The sequence below is a fragment of the Prevotella sp. CAG:255 genome (genome assembly GCF_000431195.1).
Taxonomy (GTDB): Bacteria; Bacteroidota; Bacteroidia; order Bacteroidales; family Bacteroidaceae; genus Prevotella; species Prevotella rara.
Window position 1 is genome coordinate 80403 of sequence record NZ_HF986802.1, and the last position, 21173, is coordinate 101575.

Annotated in this window: 16 protein-coding genes; all 16 read left to right on the top strand. The window is 54.1% G+C overall.

The features are described from left to right. The first annotated feature begins 381 nt into the window (after positions 1–381). The 16 genes from QVO66_RS05910 to QVO66_RS05985 all read left to right on the top strand — a co-directional run bounded on the left by QVO66_RS05910 (position 382) and on the right by QVO66_RS05985 (position 20699). Positions 382–1905, top strand: coding sequence for a GH3 auxin-responsive promoter family protein (locus QVO66_RS05910; protein ID WP_021854507.1), 1524 nt, complete (start codon positions 382–384; stop codon positions 1903–1905). Then, positions 1895–3919 carry an Ig-like domain-containing protein gene (locus tag QVO66_RS05915; protein WP_021854508.1) on the top strand — a complete coding sequence of 675 codons (2025 nt, stop codon included), beginning with the start codon at positions 1895–1897 and terminating at the stop codon, positions 3917–3919. The genes QVO66_RS05910 and QVO66_RS05915 overlap by 11 nt, the downstream gene beginning before the upstream one ends. 80 nt (positions 3920–3999) lie before the next feature. Continuing rightward, entirely contained in the window at positions 4000–4812 is an 813-nt protein-coding gene (locus QVO66_RS05920) for a DUF3108 domain-containing protein (RefSeq protein ID WP_021854509.1), read from the top strand. A gap of 76 nt (positions 4813–4888) precedes the next feature. Further along, complete coding sequence (gene bla, locus QVO66_RS05925) at positions 4889–5851, top strand: class A beta-lactamase (RefSeq protein ID WP_021854510.1); 963 nt, start codon at positions 4889–4891, stop codon at positions 5849–5851. Between the two features lie 113 nt (positions 5852–5964). Then, positions 5965–7350, top strand: coding sequence for a tRNA (N6-isopentenyl adenosine(37)-C2)-methylthiotransferase MiaB (miaB, locus tag QVO66_RS05930; RefSeq protein ID WP_021854511.1), 1386 nt, complete (start codon positions 5965–5967; stop codon positions 7348–7350). A 519-nt stretch (positions 7351–7869) separates the two neighbouring features. Beyond that, positions 7870–9699 carry an ABC transporter ATP-binding protein gene (locus tag QVO66_RS05935; protein ID WP_021854512.1) on the top strand — a complete coding sequence of 610 codons (1830 nt, stop codon included), beginning with the start codon at positions 7870–7872 and terminating at the stop codon, positions 9697–9699. 22 nt (positions 9700–9721) lie between these two features. After that, the gene (locus QVO66_RS05940; RefSeq protein WP_021854513.1) at positions 9722–10654 is read left to right on the top strand and encodes a lysophospholipid acyltransferase family protein; all 933 of its coding nucleotides are present in this window, start codon (positions 9722–9724) and stop codon (positions 10652–10654) included. Positions 10655–10816: 162 nt separating this feature from the next. Continuing rightward, on the top strand, positions 10817–11953 hold the full coding sequence (locus tag QVO66_RS05945; protein ID WP_021854514.1) for a glycosyltransferase family 4 protein: 1137 nt from the start codon (positions 10817–10819) through the stop codon (positions 11951–11953). A 109-nt stretch (positions 11954–12062) separates the two neighbouring features. Continuing rightward, positions 12063–12968 carry a glycosyltransferase family 2 protein gene (locus QVO66_RS05950; protein WP_021854515.1) on the top strand — a complete coding sequence of 302 codons (906 nt, stop codon included), beginning with the start codon at positions 12063–12065 and terminating at the stop codon, positions 12966–12968. A gap of 226 nt (positions 12969–13194) precedes the next feature. Then, positions 13195–14184 (top strand): glycosyltransferase family 4 protein, encoded by a 990-nt coding sequence (locus tag QVO66_RS05955; protein WP_021854516.1) that lies wholly within the window; start codon positions 13195–13197, stop codon positions 14182–14184. Positions 14185–14236: 52 nt separating this feature from the next. Continuing rightward, positions 14237–15271, top strand: coding sequence for an NAD-dependent epimerase (locus QVO66_RS05960; RefSeq protein WP_021854517.1), 1035 nt, complete (start codon positions 14237–14239; stop codon positions 15269–15271). Positions 15272–15278: 7 nt separating this feature from the next. Continuing rightward, a complete protein-coding gene (locus QVO66_RS05965; protein ID WP_021854518.1) occupies positions 15279–16061 on the top strand; it encodes a lipopolysaccharide kinase InaA family protein in 783 nt (260 codons plus the stop codon). A 58-nt stretch (positions 16062–16119) separates the two neighbouring features. Continuing rightward, positions 16120–17229, top strand: a complete 1110-nt coding sequence (gene glf / locus QVO66_RS05970) for a UDP-galactopyranose mutase (protein WP_021854519.1) — start codon at positions 16120–16122, stop codon at positions 17227–17229. A gap of 106 nt (positions 17230–17335) precedes the next feature. After that, on the top strand, positions 17336–18397 hold the full coding sequence (locus QVO66_RS05975) for a galactofuranosyltransferase (RefSeq protein WP_021854520.1): 1062 nt from the start codon (positions 17336–17338) through the stop codon (positions 18395–18397). Next, positions 18387–19235, top strand: coding sequence for an alpha/beta hydrolase (locus tag QVO66_RS05980; RefSeq protein ID WP_288172662.1), 849 nt, complete (start codon positions 18387–18389; stop codon positions 19233–19235). The genes QVO66_RS05975 and QVO66_RS05980 overlap by 11 nt, the downstream gene beginning before the upstream one ends. Before the next feature lie 792 nt (positions 19236–20027). Beyond that, positions 20028–20699: a hypothetical protein gene (locus QVO66_RS05985; protein WP_021854524.1), complete on the top strand. Its 672-nt coding sequence runs from the start codon at positions 20028–20030 to the stop codon at positions 20697–20699. The last annotated feature ends 474 nt before the right edge of the window (positions 20700–21173 follow it).

Genomic DNA, 21173 nt, shown 5'->3' on the forward strand with positions numbered 1-21173 from the left:
GCCGCGGCAGGGCAAGGGCTGCGCCGTGGCATGGGCATGGCATGGTTTTTGAGGCAGTTTCTGATGCCGTGCCGCCGCTGCTTACAGTGCCTGTGCAGCCAAGGCGGAAGGCGACTTGTAACAGACTGGCTGACAAGGCGTTATATCCAGCCATGCAAAAGGTGGCTTTTCGGGCTGCAAAAGGGCATGTTTCAGGCGGCGAAAGGTGGCCTTTTGCAAGGCGAAAGGGCATCTTTCATAAAACGGCCGGCGGCAGCACGCACGCCACACGGCCTGCAAGGCCCCGGCGTAAAGATGTGCGTGCGTGTTAAGAATATTAAAAATCTTATCGTATTACAAAAGTTTAGACTAACTTTGCAGCTTAAAAATACCTCTTAGAAGATGAGCATTACTAGCATAATTGGCAAGTTGTTTCTGCCGCGGCAGAAGGAGCTTGAGCGGCACATCAACGAGGCCGGGGCACTTCAGAACGAGGTGCTGGCATATCTGACGGGCCGTGCCAAGGACACCGAATACGGCAGAAAGCACATATTCGGCAATATGAAGTCATACGAGGACTTTGCGGCTAACGTGCCGCTGAACACTTATGAGGAACTGAAGAATGACATCGACCGCATGCGCCACGGCGAGAGCGACGTGCTCTGGCCCGGAACGGTAAAGTGGTATGCCAAGTCGTCGGGCACGACCAACGACAAGAGCAAGTTCATACCCGTAAGTCACGACGGTCTGCAGAACCTTCACTATCAGGGCGGCAAGGACGCCGTGGCCCTTTATCTGCGCAACAACCCCAAGAGCCGGCTGTTCGACGGCAAGAGCCTCATACTGGGCGGAAGCCACTCGCCCAACTATAATCTGCGCAACAGCCTTGTGGGCGACCTCAGCGCCATACTGATAGAGAACATCAGTCCGCTGGCAAACCTGGTCAGAGTGCCGTGCAAGCAGACGGCGCTGCTGTCTGACTTTGAGGTGAAGCGCGACCGCATAGCCCGCGAGACGATGAACAAGAACGTGACCAACCTGAGCGGCGTGCCCTCGTGGATGCTCTCCGTGCTGACACGCGTGATGGAGCTTACGGGCAAGACTCACCTCGAGGAGGTGTGGCCCAACCTTGAAGTGTTCTTCCACGGAGGCGTGGCCTTCACGCCCTACCGCAAGCAGTATGAGCAGCTCATCACCTCGCCCGGCATGCACTACATGGAGACCTACAACGCCAGCGAGGGCTTCTTCGGCCTGCAGAGCGACCCCTCTGACCCGTCGATGCTGCTGATGCTCGACTACGGAGTGTTCTACGAGTTCATCCCGATGGACGAGTTCGGAGCCGAAAATCCCACCGTAGTGCCCATAACAGGCGTAAAGACAGGCGTAAACTATGCCATGGTCATATCAACGTCGTGCGGACTGTGGCGCTACATCATAGGCGACACCGTCAAGTTTACGTCAACCAATCCCTACAAGTTTATAATCACAGGACGCACCAAGAGCTTCATCAACGCCTTCGGCGAGGAGCTAATCGTCGACAACGCCGAGCAGGGCCTTGCCCACGCCTGCCGCGAGACGGGTGCCGAGGTGCTCGAATACACAGCCGCCCCGGTGTTCATGGACGGCAACGCCAAGTGCCGCCACCAGTGGCTCATCGAGTTCTCAAGAGAGCCCGACGACCTCGGCCGCTTTGCATCGCTGCTCGACAAGAAGCTGCAGGAGATAAACAGCGACTACGAGGCAAAGCGCTACAAGGACATAACCCTTCAGCACCTCGACATCGTGAAGGCGCGCACGGGCCTGTTCAACGACTGGCTCAAGTCGAAGGGCAAGCTGGGCGGACAGCACAAGGTGCCGCGACTTAGCAACAGCCGCGACATCATAGAACAAATGCTGAGATTTAACACCGAAGACGATGAACACTGACACACAGCGCAACAGCAGACGGCGCAGCACCACAAACGGCAGCGCACACGCCGCCGAGGCACGCCACAGAGCAGCACGCCTGAAGAAAGGCGCACTGGCCCTGCTGACGTTCATGGCCGCCGTGATAATCACGTCGTGCGCCAGGATGGGACAGCCCGACGGCGGATGGTATGACGAGACGCCGCCAAGAATAACCGGCAGCTCGCCCGCCGACAAGAGCATAAACGTCAAGACGCGCAAGATAGGCATCAACTTCGACGAATATATCCAGGTGGACAACCCCACCGAGAAGGTCGTCATATCGCCTCCGCAGATCGAGACGCCCGAAATCAAGGCCGCCGGAAAGCGCATCGTGGTGGAGATTAAAGACTCGCTCAAGCCCAACACCACCTACACCGTCGACTTCTCCGACGCCATCAGCGACAACAACGAGAGCAATCCGCTGGGCAACTACACCTACACTTTCTCGACAGGCGACCACATCGACACGCTCGAAGTGGCAGGATACGTGCTCAACGCGCAGAACCTCGAGCCCATAAAAGGCATCCTCGTAGGCCTCTACAGCGACCTGAGCGACAGCATATTCACACGCCAGCCCATGCTCAGAGTGTCGAGAACCGACAGCCGCGGCAAGTTTATCATCAAAGGCATTGCCACCGGAAAATACCGCATATATGCGCTCTCTGACGCCGACAACAACTATATCTTCAATCAGAAGAGCGAACAGCTGGCCTTCAATCACGACATAATAGAGCCAACCTTCAAGCCCGACATAAGGCAGGACACCATCTGGCGCGACTCGCTCCGCATCGACTCAATACGCCGGGTGCCCTACACCCACTTCCTGCCTGACGACATCGTGCTGCGAGCCTTCACCGAAGAGCAGACCGACCGCTACCTGCTGAAGAGCGAAAGAGCCTATGCCAACCGCTTCACGCTCTACTTCAGCTACGGCAACAGGCAGCTGCCGGAGATCAAGGGACTCAACTTCAACGAGCAGGACGCCTTCATCATTGAGACGACAGAGAAGCAGGACACCATCACCTACTGGCTGAAAGACACCACGCTCGTCAACCAGGACACGCTCAGAATGGAACTGAAATATCTCGCCACCGACACGCTTGGAGTGCTGCAGATGCAGACCGACACGCTCGACGTGCTGTCAAAGGAGCCTTACGAGAAGCGCATGAAGCAGAAGAAAGAGCAGTTTGAAGAGTGGCAGAAGGCACAGGAGAAAGCCAAGAAGCGCGGCAAGGAATACCAGACGGAGATGCCCGCCGAGGCGCTCGAGCCCAAATACAACGTGCAGTCAGAGCCTGCGCCCGACCAGAACATAACCATCGAGATGCCCACACCGCTGCAGAAGGTGGACACGGCCTGCATACATCTCTACTCGAAGCATGACACGCTGTGGTATAAATCGCCGTTCGTGCTGCGGCAGAAGGCAGGCACCAACCGCATCTACGAGCTGCTCGGAGAGTGGCGGCCGGGCACGGAATACAGTCTGGAGACCGACACCATGGCCTTCACCGACATCTACGGCAAGACCACCGCGCCGTTCAAGACAGGCTTCAAGATACAGACCGAAGACGCTTTTGCCACGCTTATGTTCAACATAACGGGCATGGCCGACACCACGGTGGTGGTACAGATGCTCAACAACTCTGACGAAGTGGTGAAAGAGACGACCACAACCGACGGCAACGCGTCGTTCTTCTACGTAAAGCCGGGCACATATTACGCCAGGATGTTTATCGACTCGAACAAGAACGGCAAGTGGGACACGGGCGAATATGCCGCCGACCGCCAGGCCGAAACCACCTACTACTATCCCGAAAAGTTAGAATGTAAGGCAAAATGGGACCTCAACCTGACGTGGAATCCAACGGCACGGAGCCTCGAAAAGCAAAAGCCCATGGAGATAACAAAGCAGAAGCCCGAACAGGAAAAGACCATAAAGAAGCGTAACCTCGACCGGGCCAAGAGCATGGGCATACCATATCCGGGCAACTGACGGCACGCACGACAGGCACGCTGACAGCAAGCCGCCGGCCGGCACGGAAAGAACAGGACACAAACAAAAATGCACATATCATGAAACATCTAAGAACACTCACACTGGCAATAATGCTGATTGCAACTGCCGTGGCAGCCATGGCGCAGTGTAGCTTCAGAAACACAGCCTTCAAGTCGGGCGAGTTCTTGTCATACAACCTATACTACAACTGGAAGTTTGTATGGGTAAGAGTAGGCACCGCCTCGATGTCGATAGTGCAAAGCAAGTATAACGGGCAGCAGGCCTACCGCGCCAGCCTCACCACAAGGGGCAACAGCAAGATGGACAAGATGTTCGTGATGCGCGACACGCTGCTCTGCTATTCAACAACCAACCTCGCACCGCTCTACTACCGCAAGGGAGCGCTCGAGGGAAAGCGCTACACCGTAGACCAGGTGTGGTACAGCTATCCGGGCGGAAAGTGCAAGATAACACAGAGCCGGCTGCACAAGGACGGCAAGGTGGAAAAGCGCACGGTGACTCCCGGCGAGTGTGTCTACGACATGATGAACATATTTCTCAGGGCGCGCAGCTTCGACCCGGCCAACTGGAAGAAGGGTTACGTGGTTGACTTCCCCATCGCCGACGGCAACGGACTTAACCCAGCGAAGCTGAAATTCATGGGACGCAAGACCGTGAAGGCCGACAACGGCGTGAAATACCGCTGCCTCGAACTGTCGTACACCGAGAAGGACAAGGGCGAATGGCGCGAGATAGCGCGCTTCTTCGTAACCGACGACGCCAACCACATACCCGTAAGGCTCGACATGTTCCTGAAGTTCGGTTCGGCAAAGGCTTTCCTCACCAACATGAGAGGCACGCGCAACAAGATAACTTCAGTAACGAAATAAGCGCCAAAGGCTGCCGGCTGCTGCACGCATTGATGCATATGGCCGGAAAAGGCGACATAACATAGGAGCAAAGACAATGCTTAAAGAGATAACGATGAGGGCAGCCGCAGCTGCGCTATGCCTTATGTGCTGCGCCGGAACGCAGGCTTCCGGCCGCGAAAGTGGCTGTGAAAGCACGACTGAAGGCGCTGCCGTGACGGCTGAAATGCCGCAATACGAAGGACAGAAGAAGCTTGCTGCCATAAAGAAACTCGCTGAAGGCAAGGATGCCGAGATAGGCGTGGCATGGATGGAAGGCAACGCCATGCACAGCATGAACAACGAAAGGCTGTATCCGCTGATGAGCGTGTTCAAGCTCCACGTGGCCGTTGCCCTGCTGAAAGACATGGAGCGCAGGGGCGCAGCGGTGGACACGACGCTCAACATAACGCCTGAGCAGATGCGCAAGGACACATACAGTCCGCTGATGAAGCAGCATCCCGACGGCAGGTTCAGCATAACGCTGCCGCAGCTGATACGCTACGCCATAGCCGAGAGCGACAACAACGCCGCCGACATACTGATAGCCATGGCCGGAGGCATAGACAGCGTTGACCGCGAGATACACGCCATGGGCATAAAAGACTGCCATCTGTCGGAGACGGAGGCCACGATGTATGAAGCACCGATAAACAGCTATGCCAACTGGAGCAAGCCCGAGTCGGTGGTGTGGCTGCTCCGTAAGCTATACGACGGCCGTTTGCTCAGCGGCGAATACGACCGCTGTATAAAGCAGGCGCTGGCCGCAACCACCACGGGAGCCGACAAGATAAAGGCCGGACTGAGCCAAGGAATGACGCTGGCACACAAGACCGGCACGGGATTCCGCATGGCTGACGGCACCAAGATGGCCGACAACGACGCCGGAGTGGTGACCATGCCCGACGGCAGACAGGTGGCCATAGCCATACTGATAAAAGACTCGAAGATGAGCGACGCCGACAACGCACGCCTCATGGCCGAGATAACAAAGATAATACTGGGCGATGAAAGAGAGTGAGCGGACGCCCGGCAACGACAGCCGCAAGCCCTGCGCGGCGGCATCAGCCGGCAAAGTATAATTCTCATACGTCCCATTGCTCCCATTACCCTAAAACACCAATAACAACGAAGATGAAGAAACTATTTATAGAAACCTACGGCTGCCAGATGAACGTGGCCGACAGCGAGGTTGTGGCCTCGGTGATGAAGATGGCCGGATATGAACTGTGCGAAAGCGTTGACGAAGCCGACGCCGTGTTTCTGAACACGTGCAGCGTGCGCGACAATGCCGAACAGAAAGTGCTCAACCGCCTCGACACCCTGCACGCCATGACGCGCAAGGGCAGAAGAATGATTATCGGAGTGCTGGGATGCATGGCCGAGAGAGTGAAGGAAGACCTGCTCGAGAACCATCATGCCGACCTCGTGGCCGGCCCCGACGCCTATCTCACCCTGCCCGACCTCATAGCTCAGGCCGAGACGGGACACAAGGCGATGAACATCGAGCTGTCTACCACAGAGACTTACCGCGACGTAATGCCGCAGAGAATATGCGGACCGCACGTGGGCGGATTCGTGAGCATCATGCGCGGATGCAACAACTTCTGCCATTACTGCATCGTGCCTTACACCCGCGGACGCGAACGCAGCCGCGACGTGGAGAGCATTCTGCGCGAGGTGCGCGACCTGCACGAACACGGATACAAGGAAGTTACGCTGCTCGGACAGAACGTTAACTCCTACTTAGGAGAATTAAAAAGTAAAAATGAAAAAGTAAACAGCGAGGGTAACGACGGCAAAGCCGACGCAAAGAGCGAGAAAGTGGCGTTCCCGGCACTGCTGCGCATGGTGGCAGAGGCCGTGCCCGACATGCGCATACGCTTCACCACGAGCCACCCGAAGGACATGAGCGACGACACGCTGCGCGTGATAGCCGAGATGCCAAACATCTGCCATCACATACATCTGCCCGTGCAGAGCGGATCAGACCGCATACTGAAGCTGATGAACCGCAAATATACAAGAGAGTGGTATATGGACCGCGTGAGGGCCATTCGCCGCATAATACCCGACTGCGCAATATCTACCGACATATTCGTGGGCTACCACAGCGAGACTGAGGAAGACCACCAGATGTCGCTCTCGCTGATGCGCGAGGTGGGCTACGACTCTGCCTTCATGTTCAAATACAGCGAGCGCCCCGGCACATACGCATCGAAGCACCTGCCCGACGACATATCAGAGGAAGTTAAGCTGCGCCGCCTGGCAGAGATGATAGAGCTGCAGACCAAGCTGTCGGCAGAGTCGAACGCCAAGGACGTGGGCAAGGAGTTCGACGTACTGATAGAGGGCTTCAGCAAGCGCAGCCGCGAACAGCTCTTCGGACGCACCGGACAGAACAAGGTGGTGGTGTTCAACAAGGGCAACTGCCACATCGGCCAGACCGTAAGGGTAAGGATAACCGACAGCTCGAGCGCAACGCTCAAAGGCGTGCTCGCAGACGGCGGCGAGGCATAAAACCGACTAATTGGAAGCACGATAATATTAACTTTGAAGAGAAAGGCGGCACTCTTATCATCAAGAGGCCGCCTTTCATGTTCTGAAAGGGCACCTTTCGCCGTCCGAAAGACCGTCTTTTGCAGCCTAAAAGACCACCTTTTAGAGCCCGAAACATGGCCTTTTGCAACGCATTGTGTATCAATGCGTTATACAACCCGACACATTCCGCCCCGAAGCGCCGCACGACAAGCCGCACGACAGGGACACGAAACTGCAACTAAAGGCACCAGTCCTTCATGCTGCAAGGCGCTGACAGAACACGGAAAAGCCGGCAGCGGCGTGCCTTCCGCCATGCTCCGGCAGTATGACAACCGGCATGGATCAGCCCCTCAAACAGCCCCCATATCGCCTTTGCGACCCCTCAGACAGCCCCATAATGAACTAAAACGGCCGCCATATTTTGTTTTCTTGCACAAAAACACTATCTTTGCAACCGGAATAAACCTAAATTCCATAAAAAGAACAACCCACGGATAGATGAAAGAATTTTTACAAGTATTGCGCCGTTTTGTACCTCCCTACAAAAAATACCTGGTACTGACGGTGGTGTTTAATATCCTTTCGGCGGTATTGAACATCTTTTCTTTCATGGCCATAATACCAATCCTGCAGATACTTTTCAAGACTCAGGCGGCCAGCGTGCCTGCCGGACTGATGGACTGGGGCAGCGGCAACATGAAAGATGTGCTGATAAACAACGCCAATTATTATATCTACGAGATGATCGGGAGCATGGGCGCCACCACAACGCTGCTCGTCATAGGCCTGTTTCTGGCCTTCATGACGTTTCTGAAGACGGGTGCCTATTTCCTTTCGTCGGCCACGATAATTCCTATACGCACAGGCGTGGTGCGCGACATACGCAACCAGCTCTACCGCAAGATTACGTCGCTGCCGCTCGGATTCTTCTCCGAGGAGCGCAAGGGCGACATCATAGCGCGCATGAGCGGCGACGTGCAGGAGATTGAGAACTCCATAATGTCGAGCCTCGACATGCTCTTCAAGAACCCCATACTGATAGTGTTCTATTTTGCCACGCTGCTCGTCATCAGCTGGCAGCTGACGCTCTTCACGCTCGTCATAGTGCCCATCATGGGCTGGTTCATGGGCTTTGTGGGCCGCAAGCTGAAGCAGAAGTCGATAAAGGCACAGTCGCTGTGGAGCGACACGATGAGCCAGGTGGAGGAGACGCTTGGCGGACTGCGCATCATAAAGGCCTTCTGCGCCGAGGAGAAGATGAACCGCCGCTTCGACAAGATTAACTCTGAATACCGCGAGAACATACGCCGCGTGAACACCCGCCAGCAGATGGCCCACCCGATGAGCGAGTTTCTCGGCACGGTGATGATTGTCATAGTGCTCTGGTTCGGCGGTGTATTGGTGCTAAACAACATGACTCTGAGCGGCCCCACGTTCATCTACTATCTCGTTATACTCTACAGCATAATCAATCCGCTGAAAGAATTCTCGAAGGCGGGCTACAACATACCCAAGGGTCTGGCCTCGATGGAGCGCGTGGACAAGATACTCATGGCCGAGAGCAACATCAAGGAGCCTGAGCATCCGGTGCACATAACCGACTTCAAGAGCAAGATAGAGTTCCGCAACGTGTCGTTCAAGTACGACCAGAAGTGGGTTCTGCGCAACATCAACCTCACCATCGAGAAGGGCAAGACCGTGGCGCTCGTAGGCCAGAGCGGCGGCGGCAAGTCGACGCTCGTAGACCTCATACCGCGCTACTACGACGTGCAGGAGGGCGAGGTGCTCATCGACGGAGTGAACGTGAAGGACATGGGACTGCACGACCTGCGCTCGCTCATAGGCAACGTAAACCAGGAGGCCATATTGTTTAACGACAGTTTCCGCAACAACATATCGTTCGGCGTTGACAACGCCACGCAGGAGCAGATAGAGAACGCCGCAAGGATAGCCAACGCGCACGACTTCATCATGGAGTCGGAACACGGCTACGACACCAACATAGGCGACCGCGGCGGACGCCTCTCGGGCGGACAGCGCCAGCGCGTGAGCATAGCCCGCGCCATACTGAAGAACCCGCCGATACTCATTCTCGACGAGGCTACGTCGGCTCTCGACACCGAGAGCGAGCGACTGGTGCAGGACGCGCTCGAGCATCTGATGAAGACGCGCACCACGGTGGCCATTGCCCACCGCCTGTCGACCATCAAGAACGCCGACGAGATATGCGTCATACACGAGGGAGAGATCGTTGAGCGCGGCACCCACGAGGAGCTGCTCGCCATCGACGGCTACTACAAGAAGCTGAACGACATGCAGACACTGTAATCAACTAACCGGAGAAAGAGGAATGAAAGAGTTTTTATATAACATAATCTACGGCATTTTCTATCTGGTGTCAAAGTTGCCTTACAGGGCCCTCTATGTGATATCAGACATCGCCAACCTCGTTCTCTACCACATAGTGCGCTACCGCCGCGACATCGTCAGACGCAACATAACATCGGCATTCCCCGAGAAGAGCCTCGAGGAGTGCATCAGCATAGAGCGCGGATTCTACAAGTGGTTCTGCGACTACTTCGTAGAGACCGTCAAGCTCATGTCCGTCAGCCGTCAGGAGCTGCTCAGCCGCATAGAGTTCAGGGGCATCGACAAGATTGAGGAGTGCTTCGACAGAGGCCAGACCTGCGCCGGCATACTCGGACATTACGGCAACTGGGAGCTGCTCTCGGCCACAGGCCTTGTCATAAAGAAGCATCCCGAGGCCGTAATCGGACTGATATACCACCCCTTGCGCAGCCAGCTCTTCGACCGCCTGTTCATCAACATGCGCCAGAGCATGGGCGGAGTGTGCGTCCCCAAGAAGGACATACTGAGATATCTCGTGTCGTTCCGCAGCCAGAACCTCATGAATCTCTTCGGCTACATAGCCGACCAGGCGCCCCGCTACCGCAACATCCACCTGTGGCTGCCGTTCCTCAACCACGACACACCTGTGTTCACGGGCGCCGAGCGCATAATGCGCAAGATGAACAACGCCGTGTTCTACATCGACGTTGAACGCCCCGAACGCGGAAAATATATCTACACCTTCAAGCTCATGACCGACAAGCCCGGCGAAATGCCTGAGTTTGAGATAACCAAAAAGTTCTTTGTCATGCTCGAGCAGACCATAAGGCGCGAGCCGCGTTTCTATCTGTGGAGCCACAACCGCTGGAAACGCACGAGGGAGGAGTTTGACAAGGAGTTCAAGATTGAAAACGGACACGTGGTGAGAAAGTAGGCCGTAAGCCTGTCACACGTGAAACATATAACATTAATGGGCCGGCACACGCCGCGCTGCACAACAGCGGCAAGCATGCGGCAAAGTGCCCTGGAACGGCAAGACGGCGCAAGCCGGCACGGCGGCCAGGCAGAATGCAGCCCGCAACAAAATATGTAAAATATGATTATAGGATACGACGCCAAGCGCATTGTATGTAACCGCACCGGACTGGGAAGCTACGCCCGCACACTGATCAACGACCTCTCGGAGGTTATAACGCCCGACATAAAGCTCAACCTATACGCCCCCGACAAGGGCGACAGCGCACTGAGAAGCCAGGTAAGAGAGTCGGCAGGCGTAAGATTCGTGTACCCCCGCAGGAGCCTTTCGGGCCTGCAGAAGGCATGGTGGCGCATGCACTCAATGGTGGACGACCTCTGCGCCGACGGCGTAAAACTCTATCACGGACTCTCGGGCGAGCTGCCCATAGGCATAAAGAAGGCCGGAATAAAGACCGTGGTTACCATTCACGACATCATCTTCATGCGTCATCCTGAATGGTACAACTGGCCCGACACCAAGATTTATGCGTGGAAGTTCAGAAAGACCTGCGCCGAGGCCGACCGCATAATAGCCATCAGCGAATGCACCAAGCGCGACATAATGCTCTACGGAGGCGTAAACCCCGAGAAGATAGACGTTATATATCAGAGCTGCGGCTCGCGCTACAAGATGCGCGAAGGCGAGAAGAAGATGCACGAGGTGCACACGGGCTACATGCTGCCCGAACGCTACATCGTCAACGTGGGCACCATAGAGGAGCGCAAGAACGTGCTGCTGGCCGTCAAGGCACTGAGGATGCTGCCCGAGGACATAAGTCTGGTGATAGTAGGCAAGGCCACCTCATACACCGAAAAGGTGAAGGCGTATATCAGGGAGAACGCTCTCGAAAGCCGCGTGAAGATACTTCACAACGTGCCCAACGAAGACCTGCCCGCCATTTATCAGATGGCCGAGGCGTGCGTCTACCCCTCACGTTACGAGGGCTTCGGCGTTCCGGTCATCGAGGCCATACAGAGCGGACTGCCCGTTGTGGCATGCACGGGCAGCTGTCTTGAGGAGGCAGGCGGCAACGGCACCATATATGTCGACCCCGACGACGTCTATGCCATGGCCGAAGCCATAAAGCAGGTTGTCAAGGGAGCACCCGGACGCGAGGAGCGCATAGCCTCAAGCCGCCAGTATATAACGCGGTTTGAGGGCAACAACGTGGCCCAGCAGGTGATGAACGTCTACAGGGACGTGCTCGGCATCTGACGGCAAGGACACGCCAAAGGGGCTATAACCATATAATACAAACAAAGCAAAGGCACGGGCGGATATAAGCAATGCCGCCGCCGAAGCCCTGCAAAATAACGTAACGACTATGAACGGCGAAATATTCTCCATACTCATACCCACATGGAACAACCTGCCCTTCCTTAAGATATGCGTGGACAGCATAAGGAAGAACTCTACATACAGGCACCAGATTATAGTACACGTCAACGACGGAAGCGACGGCACGCTCGAATGGGTGAGGCAGCAGGGCCTCGACTACACACACTCGCAGACCAACGTGGGCGTGTGCCTGGCCATGAACATGATGCGCAGCAAGGTGAAGACCGACTATATGCTCTTCATCAACGACGACATGTATGCGCTGCCTGAATGGGACAAGGCGCTGTATGACGAGATAAAGGCGCTGCCCGACAACCGGTTCTTCCTGTCGTCGACGACAATACAGCCCCGCACAAAGGGCGACTCGATAATAAACGCCGACTATGGCGACACGCCTGAGACATTCAGGGAGCAAGACCTGCTCAACGAGTTCCGCACATACAAGATGAACGACTGGATGGGCGCAACGCTGCCGCCGAACATCGTTCACCGCGACATATGGGACCTCGTGGGCGGCTACAGCATAGAGCTTTCGCCCGGAATGTACAGCGACCCCGACTTCACCGCCAAGCTGTATCTCTGCGGCATAAGGATGATGAAGGGCATATCGGCAAGCCGCGTGTATCACTTCGAGACAAAATCTACCACCCGCATACGCAAGAACATGGGCCAGATGCAGTTTCTGCTCAAGTGGGGCATGACAAACTCCACCTTCAGGCGCATCTTCACATACAAGGGACACGACTTCGACAGCCGCCTTACTGACACTTACAGGCACGACGGACATCTGAAGGCCAACATCCTGCGCGGACGCCTGAAGGCTCTGTGGTGGATGCTGACAAAGGACTTCGGACCGCTGTGGAAGTTCTGGGACAACGACAAAAGACAATAAACCCGCAGCCCTGCCGGCACCGTACAATACAGCCCTGCCGGCAGACTGAAATACAAAAGACCACATATCGCATTGCGAAAGACCACATATTGCAAGCTGAAAGGCCACATATTGCAAGCCAAAAGACGGCATATTGCAAGTCGTTGTATATCAATGCGATACGCAGGATGCCGGCAGCACGGAAAAAGGTAATATAAAATTTCATCCGAATTAACAACAACCATATATGATATTAGGAGTATTACTGCCCCACACAAAGCTCTACGGCGGCGTTAAGCGCTTTCTCGAGCTCGGCAACATCTTTGTCGAGCAGGGCCACCGCTTCATAGTGTTCACACCCGACGGCAAGGGCCCCGACTGGTTCGACTTCAAGGGCGAGATGAGCACTTTCGACAAGATTAAAGGCACAAAGCTCGACGCCCTGTGGACCACCACGGTGAAGATGATGCCCATGGTGCTTGAGTCTGATGCGCGCCACAAGATATTCTATCACGTCAGAAAGAGCGACAACGTGGCCAAGCTGATGAAAAATCCCGAGGTAGAGGTGTTCGCCTGCTCGTCTAACGTATACGAGTACGACCTCAAGAAGTTCGGCCGCGAGTCGTTCAAGGCCATCGGCGGCGTAACCGTTGCCAACTATAAGCCCAAGGAGAGCTATGAGGTAAAAGACCGCCCGTTCGTCGTCATGGCATACGGACGCATCGTGGAGCGCGTTAAAGGCACCCACTATGTGGTCAGCGCGTGCGAAAAGCTCTATGCGCAGGGCTACAACATAAAGCTGCTCCTCTATGACACGCCGGTTGACGAGGGCGCCGCACGCCGCATAAAGGAGTTTACATGCAAGTGCCCCTTCGAGTTTGTCGTGGGCCATCCCTTCGACCGCAACTGGGAGCTGTTCAACCGTGCCGACTGCTTTGTGTCGGCCGAAAACCCGCGCTACACCGGATGGAACAACACCGTGGCCGAGGCCATGGCGTGCGCCGTGCCCGTGATAGCCACCAAGGCCGGCACGCTCGACCTGCTGCGCGACAAGGAGAACGGCATACGCTCGGCACGCTGGCGCTTCTGTTTCAGACGCCACATCAAGGAGCTTTACCAGAGCGAGGAGCTGAGAAGGAAGTATGGCGAGGCAGGACTGCGCACCATACGCGACTTCGACTGGAGCGTAGTGGCAAGAAAAATAACTGATTATCTCGAGAAGAAGGACAACAACTGAATGACAACGGAGCAAGGAGTCAGGCTCCCGAACAGATAAAAATCAACAGAAGATGAAGATACTCGTAACCGGCGCGGCCGGATTCATTGGCAGCCGCTGCGCCGAAATGCTGGCCGAAAGAGGCGACGAGGTGGTGGGAATCGACAACATCAACGACTACTACTCGCCCGAGCTGAAGTTCTACCGCCTGCGCCGGGCAGGGATAGAGGCCGACGCCAGCCTGCGCATGGGCCACCGCACGGTGAGCACCAAATGGCCCAACTACACGTTTCTGCGCCTCGACATCGAGGACAAGGGCGCCCTCGACATGCTGTTCGACCAGGTTAAGTTTGACAAGATAATACATCTGGCGGCACAGGCAGGCGTGCGCTACTCGATAGAGAACCCCTACGCCTACATGCACAGCAACTGGATTGGCTTTCTGAACATACTCGAGTGCTGCCGCAACTTCAACGTGGAGCATCTCGTCTATGCCTCGTCGAGCTCAGTCTACGGCATGAACAGCAAGGTGCCTTTCTCTGAAGACGACGTCGTGATAAGTCCCGTAAGCCTCTATGCAGCAAGCAAGAAGAGCAACGAACTGATGGCCCACGCCTACTGCAAGCTCTACGGCATAGCCTGCACCGGTCTGCGCTATTTCACCGTATACGGCCCCGCCGGACGCCCCGACATGGCCCCCATGCTGTTTGCAAGAGCCATAAGCAGCGGCAAGCCTATCAAGGTGTTCAACAACGGCAACATGATGCGCGACTTTACCTACATCGACGACATTGCCAACGGCACCATCATGGTGCTCGACAAGACGCCCGACGGAACGGGAACGGCAAACGGACTGCCCTACAAGGTGTATAACATAGGCCTCGGAAGCCCCGTGAGCCTTACCGACTTCATAGCCGAAATAGAGACAAACCTTGGCCGCAAGGCCGAAAAAATACTACTGCCCATGCAGCCGGGCGACGTAAGCCGCACCTGGGCCGACACCACAAAGCTCGAGACCGAGATAGGCTACAAGCCGAAGGTTGCGCTGCACGAGGGCATAAAGAACTTCATCGAGTGGTTTAAGCACTACGAGAACATTAACCTCTGAGCCGCCCATGAGCAAGGAAAAGATAATGACCATGACGGTAGGCAGCGGCTTCAGCGCGCTCAGCGGCTTTGTGGGCAGCCTGCCTCAGACGTTCAGTCAGGGGGGCACTACGCTCTACAAGGGACGCAACACAGTGAAGTCGTTCTGCGTTGACGGCCGCACGCTCGTGGTGAAACACTACAAGCGGCCCAACCCCGTGCAGCGCGTGGCCTACTCGTTCTTCAAGAAGAGCAAGGCCGCAAGGGCATATCTCTTTGCCGCCATGCTGCGCGAGAGGGGATTCAACACGCCCCGCGAAGTGGCATATCTTGAGCTTGGCAACGGCATACTGATGTCCGACTGCTACTTTGTGTCGGAGTCGTGCATGCTGCCGCCGCTCACCGACCTGCTCAGACGCGACGACTTTGACCGCGACGCGGCCGACGCGCTGGCTCATCTGCTGGCACGGCTGCACGAAAAGGGAGTGATGCACGGCGACCTGAACCTTACGAACATACTGTATGAGAGGACTGCCGACGGCGGCTTCAGCTTCTGGCTGATAGACACCAACCGCTCAAAGTTCATACAGCCGACGGAGGACGACTGCGCCGAAAACCTGAAACGGCTCACGCACGACAAGCGGCTCATGGACTATGTGATAAGGCGCTACGCCCAAATAAGAGGCATCGACGCCGACAAGACCGTGGCGCTGGTGATAAAGAAGCTCGACGAGTTTGAGCACAAGCGGGCCGTAACGGGCAAATTCAAGAAAGCTTTCAGAAAGATAACCGGCAAGCAGAAAAAGCGCTGAAAGGCGCACGCCGCAGCACTGGCGGCAGCATGCTGGCACATAAAAAACACTTGTTACTATGAAAAAATACGATTACCTTATTGTCGGAGCCGGCCTTTTCGGGGCTGTGTTTGCCCACGAGGCGCGCAAGGCTGGACGCAAGTGCCTCGTGATAGACAGGCGCGACAGCACCGGAGGCAACATCCGCTGCGAGAGCATTGAGGGCATCAACGTGCATAAATACGGCGCTCACATATTCCACACGGACAAGAAGGAGGTGTGGAAATATGTTACACGGCTGGTTGAGATGAACCGCTTCACCAACTCGCCCGTGGCCAACTTCAACGGCAGGCTGTACAACCTGCCCTTCAACATGAACACTTTTTATCAGCTGTGGGGCACGCGCACGCCTGCCGAGGCCGAGGAGATGCTCAAGAAGCAGCGCGCCGAGTATGCCTCGATAGAGTGTCCTGCCAACTTTGAGGAGCAGGCGCTGAAGCTCTGCGGACGCGACATCTACGAGACGCTGATAAAGGGATACACCGAGAAACAGTGGGGACGGCCCGCACGCGAGCTGCCGGCAGAGATAATAAAGCGTGTGCCGGTGCGCATGACTTTCGACAACAACTACTTCAACGACCCGTATCAGGGCATTCCCGAGGGCGGATACAACAGGCTCATCGACGCCCTGCTGGAGGGCACGGAGACCATACTGCAGCTCGACTTCTTCAGCCGCCGCGACGAACTTTGCTCACTGGCAGACAAGATAGTGTTCACCGGACGCATTGACAAATACTTCGACTACCGCACCGGAAGGCTCGAATACCGCAGCCTGAGGTTCGACACCAAGGTGATAGACACGCCCAACTTCCAGGGCAACGCCGTGGTGAACTACACCTCGGCCGACGTGCCCTACACCCGCATCATTGAGCATAAGCACTTTGAATACGGCACTCAGCCCAAGACGGTGATAACCTACGAGTATCCCGCCACATGGAGCGAGGGTCTCGAGCCGTATTATCCCGTCAACAACGAGCGCAACAACGCCATAGCGGCCGAATACCGCCAGATGGCGCGCAGCATGGGCAACGTGATATTCGGAGGCCGACTCGGGCAGTATGCCTACTTCGACATGGACGACACCGTGGACGAGGCTCTCAAGCTGGCAGAAAAGGAAGTGGGAAATTAAGAAGTAAGAATTAATAATTAAGACTTAAGAAAATTTCTCTGCCCCATATTATGAGTTCAGAATTGTGAAACAAAGTTAGGCATCAGCCAATTATGATTTGTGAATTATGAATTATGAATTAAATAACTGTAAGTATCTTTCGCGCAACTACAAGGGTCTGGGCAGCGCGGGCAACAAGGCCAAGACTGACATAGAGAAGATTATGGACAGCATGGGCCTCGGCAACGCCGGACTCAGGCAGACCACATACAACAACAAGCTGGCGCACTTCTTCCTGACGCTCGCCGGAGTGATAAAATCGCCCTTCAGCCTGAAACGCGGCGACACGCTGCTGCTGCAGTATCCGCTGAAAAAATACTTCACGCTGGTGTGCCGCATGGCCCACATGAGGGGAGCGCGCGTAGTTGTGATAATACACGACCTGGGCAGCTTTCGCCGCAAGGCGCTCACGCCCGAGAAGGAGATATGCCGGCTCAACCACGCCGACTACATAATAGCCCACAACGACAGCATGAAGCAGTGGCTCGAGAGCCACGGATGCCGCGCCATGGTGGGCACGCTGGGCATATTCGACTATCTGTCGGACACGCAGGCTGCAAAGAACAACAGCAGCGAAGACATGCGCACCATAGTGTATGCCGGAGCGCTGAGCCACCGCAAGAACACCTTCCTCTACCGCTGGGGCGAACACATAAGCTCGTTCAAGGTGAGGCTCTACGGCAACGGCTTCGAGATTGGCAAGGCAAAGGGCGCCGACAAGTTTGAGCTGATGGGCTTCGTAAAGTCAGACGAGCTTATAGCCACGGCGCGTGGCCACTTCGGCCTGGTGTGGGACGGAGCCTCTGAAGACGGATGCACGGGCGATTGGGGCGAATATCTCAAGATAAACAATCCGCACAAGACGTCGCTCTATCTGCGCTGCTCGCTGCCCGTGATAATATGGAAGCAGGCCGCCCTGGCGCCGTTTGTAAGCAAGCACGGCATAGGTCTGTGCGTCGACTCGCTGAAAGAGCTCGACACCATTCTGCCCAACATCACACAGGGACAGTATGCCTGCATGAAGATGAACGCCGAGCGCATAGGCAACCTCATAGCCCAAGGCCACTTCTTCAGAACTGCCTTTGAGGAGGCTGTAAGGCGGCTTGACGAAAAAGACAATGAAAAATAAGCATAACAACATGACAAACATTACAAGAACAATACTGACGGCGCTGATAATAATGCTGGCCGCAACGGCGGCACGCGCTGCAAAGGTTGACACGCTGAGCGTGTACAGCCAGAAGATGAAGCGCAGCCTCAGCACCATAGTATACACGCCCGACGCCGCAGGCGAGGCCAAATATCCCGTGATTTACCTGCTGCACGGCTACAGCGGCAACAGCACCACATGGCCTGGAATAACCGACGTGGCGCGCCTGGCCGACACCTACCGCACCATCATCGTCTGCCCCGACGGACAGAACAGCTGGTATGTCGACTCGCCCGTCGACCCGTCGATGCAGTTTGAGACGTTCATATCAAAGGAACTGCCCGAGTATATCGACGCCCACTACCCCACCTACGCGCGCCGCGAGCTGAGAGCCATAACAGGCCTGAGCATGGGCGGACACGGAGCCATGTGGAACGGACTGCAGCATCCCGACGTGTTCGGCAACATAGGCACCACGAGCGGATGCATGGACATCTGCCAGTATCCCAACTGCTGGCAGATAGAGAAGGTGCTGGGCAACAAGTTTCAGAACGAGACAGTGTGGAAGTCTCACTCCGTATACTATTCGCTCGACCGCCTGCTCGGCTCGCGCCAGAACATCATTATCGACTGCGGCTACAGCGACTTCTTCTATCCTGTGAACCTTCAGACGCACAAGCGCCTGCGCGAACTCAACGTGAAGCATGACTTCTACGTGCGCCCCGGCGGCCACACGGGCGACTACTGGCACAACTCAATAGACTATCAGATAATGTTCTTCGCCAAGCAATTTGACAAAGTGCTGAACGAGAAATAACTCTTTGTCCTGCCTACATGAGCGCACGGCGCAGACATAAACGCTAACAACAACACGCGGCAGGAACATCTTTACGACATAAACAATAAAGGAAGGTGCATCAGAACATGTATGCTGAGATACATTCTGACGCACCTTCATTCTTTTGCCACAAATGTGCGCAATAACGCAAGCGCAATAGCCATTTCCTCTCCGTCAGAACAATAGCAACTTCTTTCAATGCAACAAATAAGAAAAATGAAAATAATGATATTCATATTATTTTCGTTTCATTTTCTATAAAATATTGATATTTATATACAAAATTAGAAAAAAAATCGTATTTTTGGCTATGGATATAATTTCTTAACTAAAAAAGGAGGTGCACGAAAAAAACTACGTCTAAATTGTATTGAGGCTTTTTTCTGCATTTGCAAAATGTTTATGTAACGACAATGAACAAACGGAACCGGTTGTGAGTAATATTTAAACTGATATAGGAATTTTGTCTCGCTCTATAGATGCAAACGGAGCGACGAACAAATATTACATTGATAAAATAGCCATGTCTTACATTACAGGTTCAAATTGGCAGAATTAAGAGAAAACCATCCGTTAAGTATTGAAAGAAAATACTATCTATGCATTCGGCATGCATAGTGCAACGCACATTTGGCAAGCGACGAACTTTTATACTGATCAGCAGTAATCTACAAGCCAAATTTTACAAGCATGGTCTAACAACTATAACTTGCAAAATTTGTTTATCTGTGTTCAATAACCTTATTGTAAACGACCTTAAAATAAAACACAATGAATAAACTTATCTTAATACTTTCACTACTATTCATGGCGCTGCCAACAATAGCACGCAACAATCCTGACGACTACAAAGTAACCTGCACGCTGACTGACGGCACGGTAATTGAAGGTTACATCTCGATTCCGCTCACAAAAATCATAACTTCACAGTTATACGAATTGGATATAAGCGACACCTACAAAGGTAAAGCCCGCACCTACACATCAGAAGAAGTGAAAAGAATAGTTTACACGTCAACTCTCAATGACTCCTTACCCTTAATTTACGAATCGGTAAAGGCCCAAAAGAGCGTACCCAATCTATTTAAGAAAAATCCAAAGCCTTTTAAGAAGCCAGTATTCCTACGGCTAATTTACGAAGGAAAGAATGTCAACGGATATATAACGCCCACAACGGATTATACAGTGAACAAGAAGGAGACCATAATCAATTATGTTTGGCGATATTACTATCTGAAGAAAGGAGATGATATAGCCAAAGCCTATTGGCTCGGAATAGGCGGAATCAATGTAGGCATGAAGGCTGCCATGAAACTATATTTCAGGGAGTTCCCCAAGCTGGTCGAAATGGTGGAGAAAAAAGAGATAACAGGACAACAGTTCTGCAATGATCCTACAATGGTGCTTCCGCTGATGGATGCCTTCTACGTGCCCGAAAAATAATAGCCATGATATTGACCGACTAAATATCCATACTCAAATGGCACTCGCTGACAGTTTCAACGAGTGCCATTTTCATTAGCCGTATCTTGCCATACAGACCCATAAACAAATTATTCATATCATTCCTGATATTTGCGCTAAAGTGTATGTCACAAGCAAAAGAATCACGAAAAGTTCCAAGCTTGTGCAGGCTCTGCATGCTAATATCTTTACTGATAGCTTTCGGGTGAAGTGCTTGTCTTTCAGTGGTTCAAAATTGTCTGTATTGGCAGTTTTTTCGGCTTGACAATTCTTTGTATTATATCTCCGCTTTGTTTGACAACAAAAAGCCTATGACTTACGACCAAAAAGTGGGCCGGTTTTGCATTAAAAGTGGCCCACTTACGGGTCGTAAACGGGCCACTAACAGTATGAAAGTAAATGAATGCGATTTGCTTAATGTACAGTCATACAAAACACATGAAATATTTAGAC

Excerpts from the sequence above, each read along its gene's own strand:
- QVO66_RS05910 (WP_021854507.1), top strand. The coding sequence starts at position 382 with ATGAGCATTACTAGCATAATTGGCAAGTTGTTTCTGCCGCGGCAGAAG.
- QVO66_RS05915 (WP_021854508.1), top strand. The coding sequence starts at position 1,895 with ATGAACACTGACACACAGCGCAACAGCAGACGGCGCAGCACCACAAAC.
- QVO66_RS05920 (WP_021854509.1), top strand. The coding sequence starts at position 4,000 with ATGAAACATCTAAGAACACTCACACTGGCAATAATGCTGATTGCAACT.
- bla (WP_021854510.1), top strand. The coding sequence starts at position 4,889 with ATGCTTAAAGAGATAACGATGAGGGCAGCCGCAGCTGCGCTATGCCTT.
- miaB (WP_021854511.1), top strand. The coding sequence starts at position 5,965 with ATGAAGAAACTATTTATAGAAACCTACGGCTGCCAGATGAACGTGGCC.
- QVO66_RS05935 (WP_021854512.1), top strand. The coding sequence starts at position 7,870 with ATGAAAGAATTTTTACAAGTATTGCGCCGTTTTGTACCTCCCTACAAA.
- QVO66_RS05940 (WP_021854513.1), top strand. The coding sequence starts at position 9,722 with ATGAAAGAGTTTTTATATAACATAATCTACGGCATTTTCTATCTGGTG.
- QVO66_RS05945 (WP_021854514.1), top strand. The coding sequence starts at position 10,817 with ATGATTATAGGATACGACGCCAAGCGCATTGTATGTAACCGCACCGGA.
- QVO66_RS05950 (WP_021854515.1), top strand. The coding sequence starts at position 12,063 with ATGAACGGCGAAATATTCTCCATACTCATACCCACATGGAACAACCTG.
- QVO66_RS05955 (WP_021854516.1), top strand. The coding sequence starts at position 13,195 with ATGATATTAGGAGTATTACTGCCCCACACAAAGCTCTACGGCGGCGTT.
- QVO66_RS05960 (WP_021854517.1), top strand. The coding sequence starts at position 14,237 with ATGAAGATACTCGTAACCGGCGCGGCCGGATTCATTGGCAGCCGCTGC.
- QVO66_RS05965 (WP_021854518.1), top strand. The coding sequence starts at position 15,279 with ATGAGCAAGGAAAAGATAATGACCATGACGGTAGGCAGCGGCTTCAGC.
- glf (WP_021854519.1), top strand. The coding sequence starts at position 16,120 with ATGAAAAAATACGATTACCTTATTGTCGGAGCCGGCCTTTTCGGGGCT.
- QVO66_RS05975 (WP_021854520.1), top strand. The coding sequence starts at position 17,336 with ATGAATTATGAATTAAATAACTGTAAGTATCTTTCGCGCAACTACAAG.
- QVO66_RS05980 (WP_288172662.1), top strand. The coding sequence starts at position 18,387 with ATGAAAAATAAGCATAACAACATGACAAACATTACAAGAACAATACTG.
- QVO66_RS05985 (WP_021854524.1), top strand. The coding sequence starts at position 20,028 with ATGAATAAACTTATCTTAATACTTTCACTACTATTCATGGCGCTGCCA.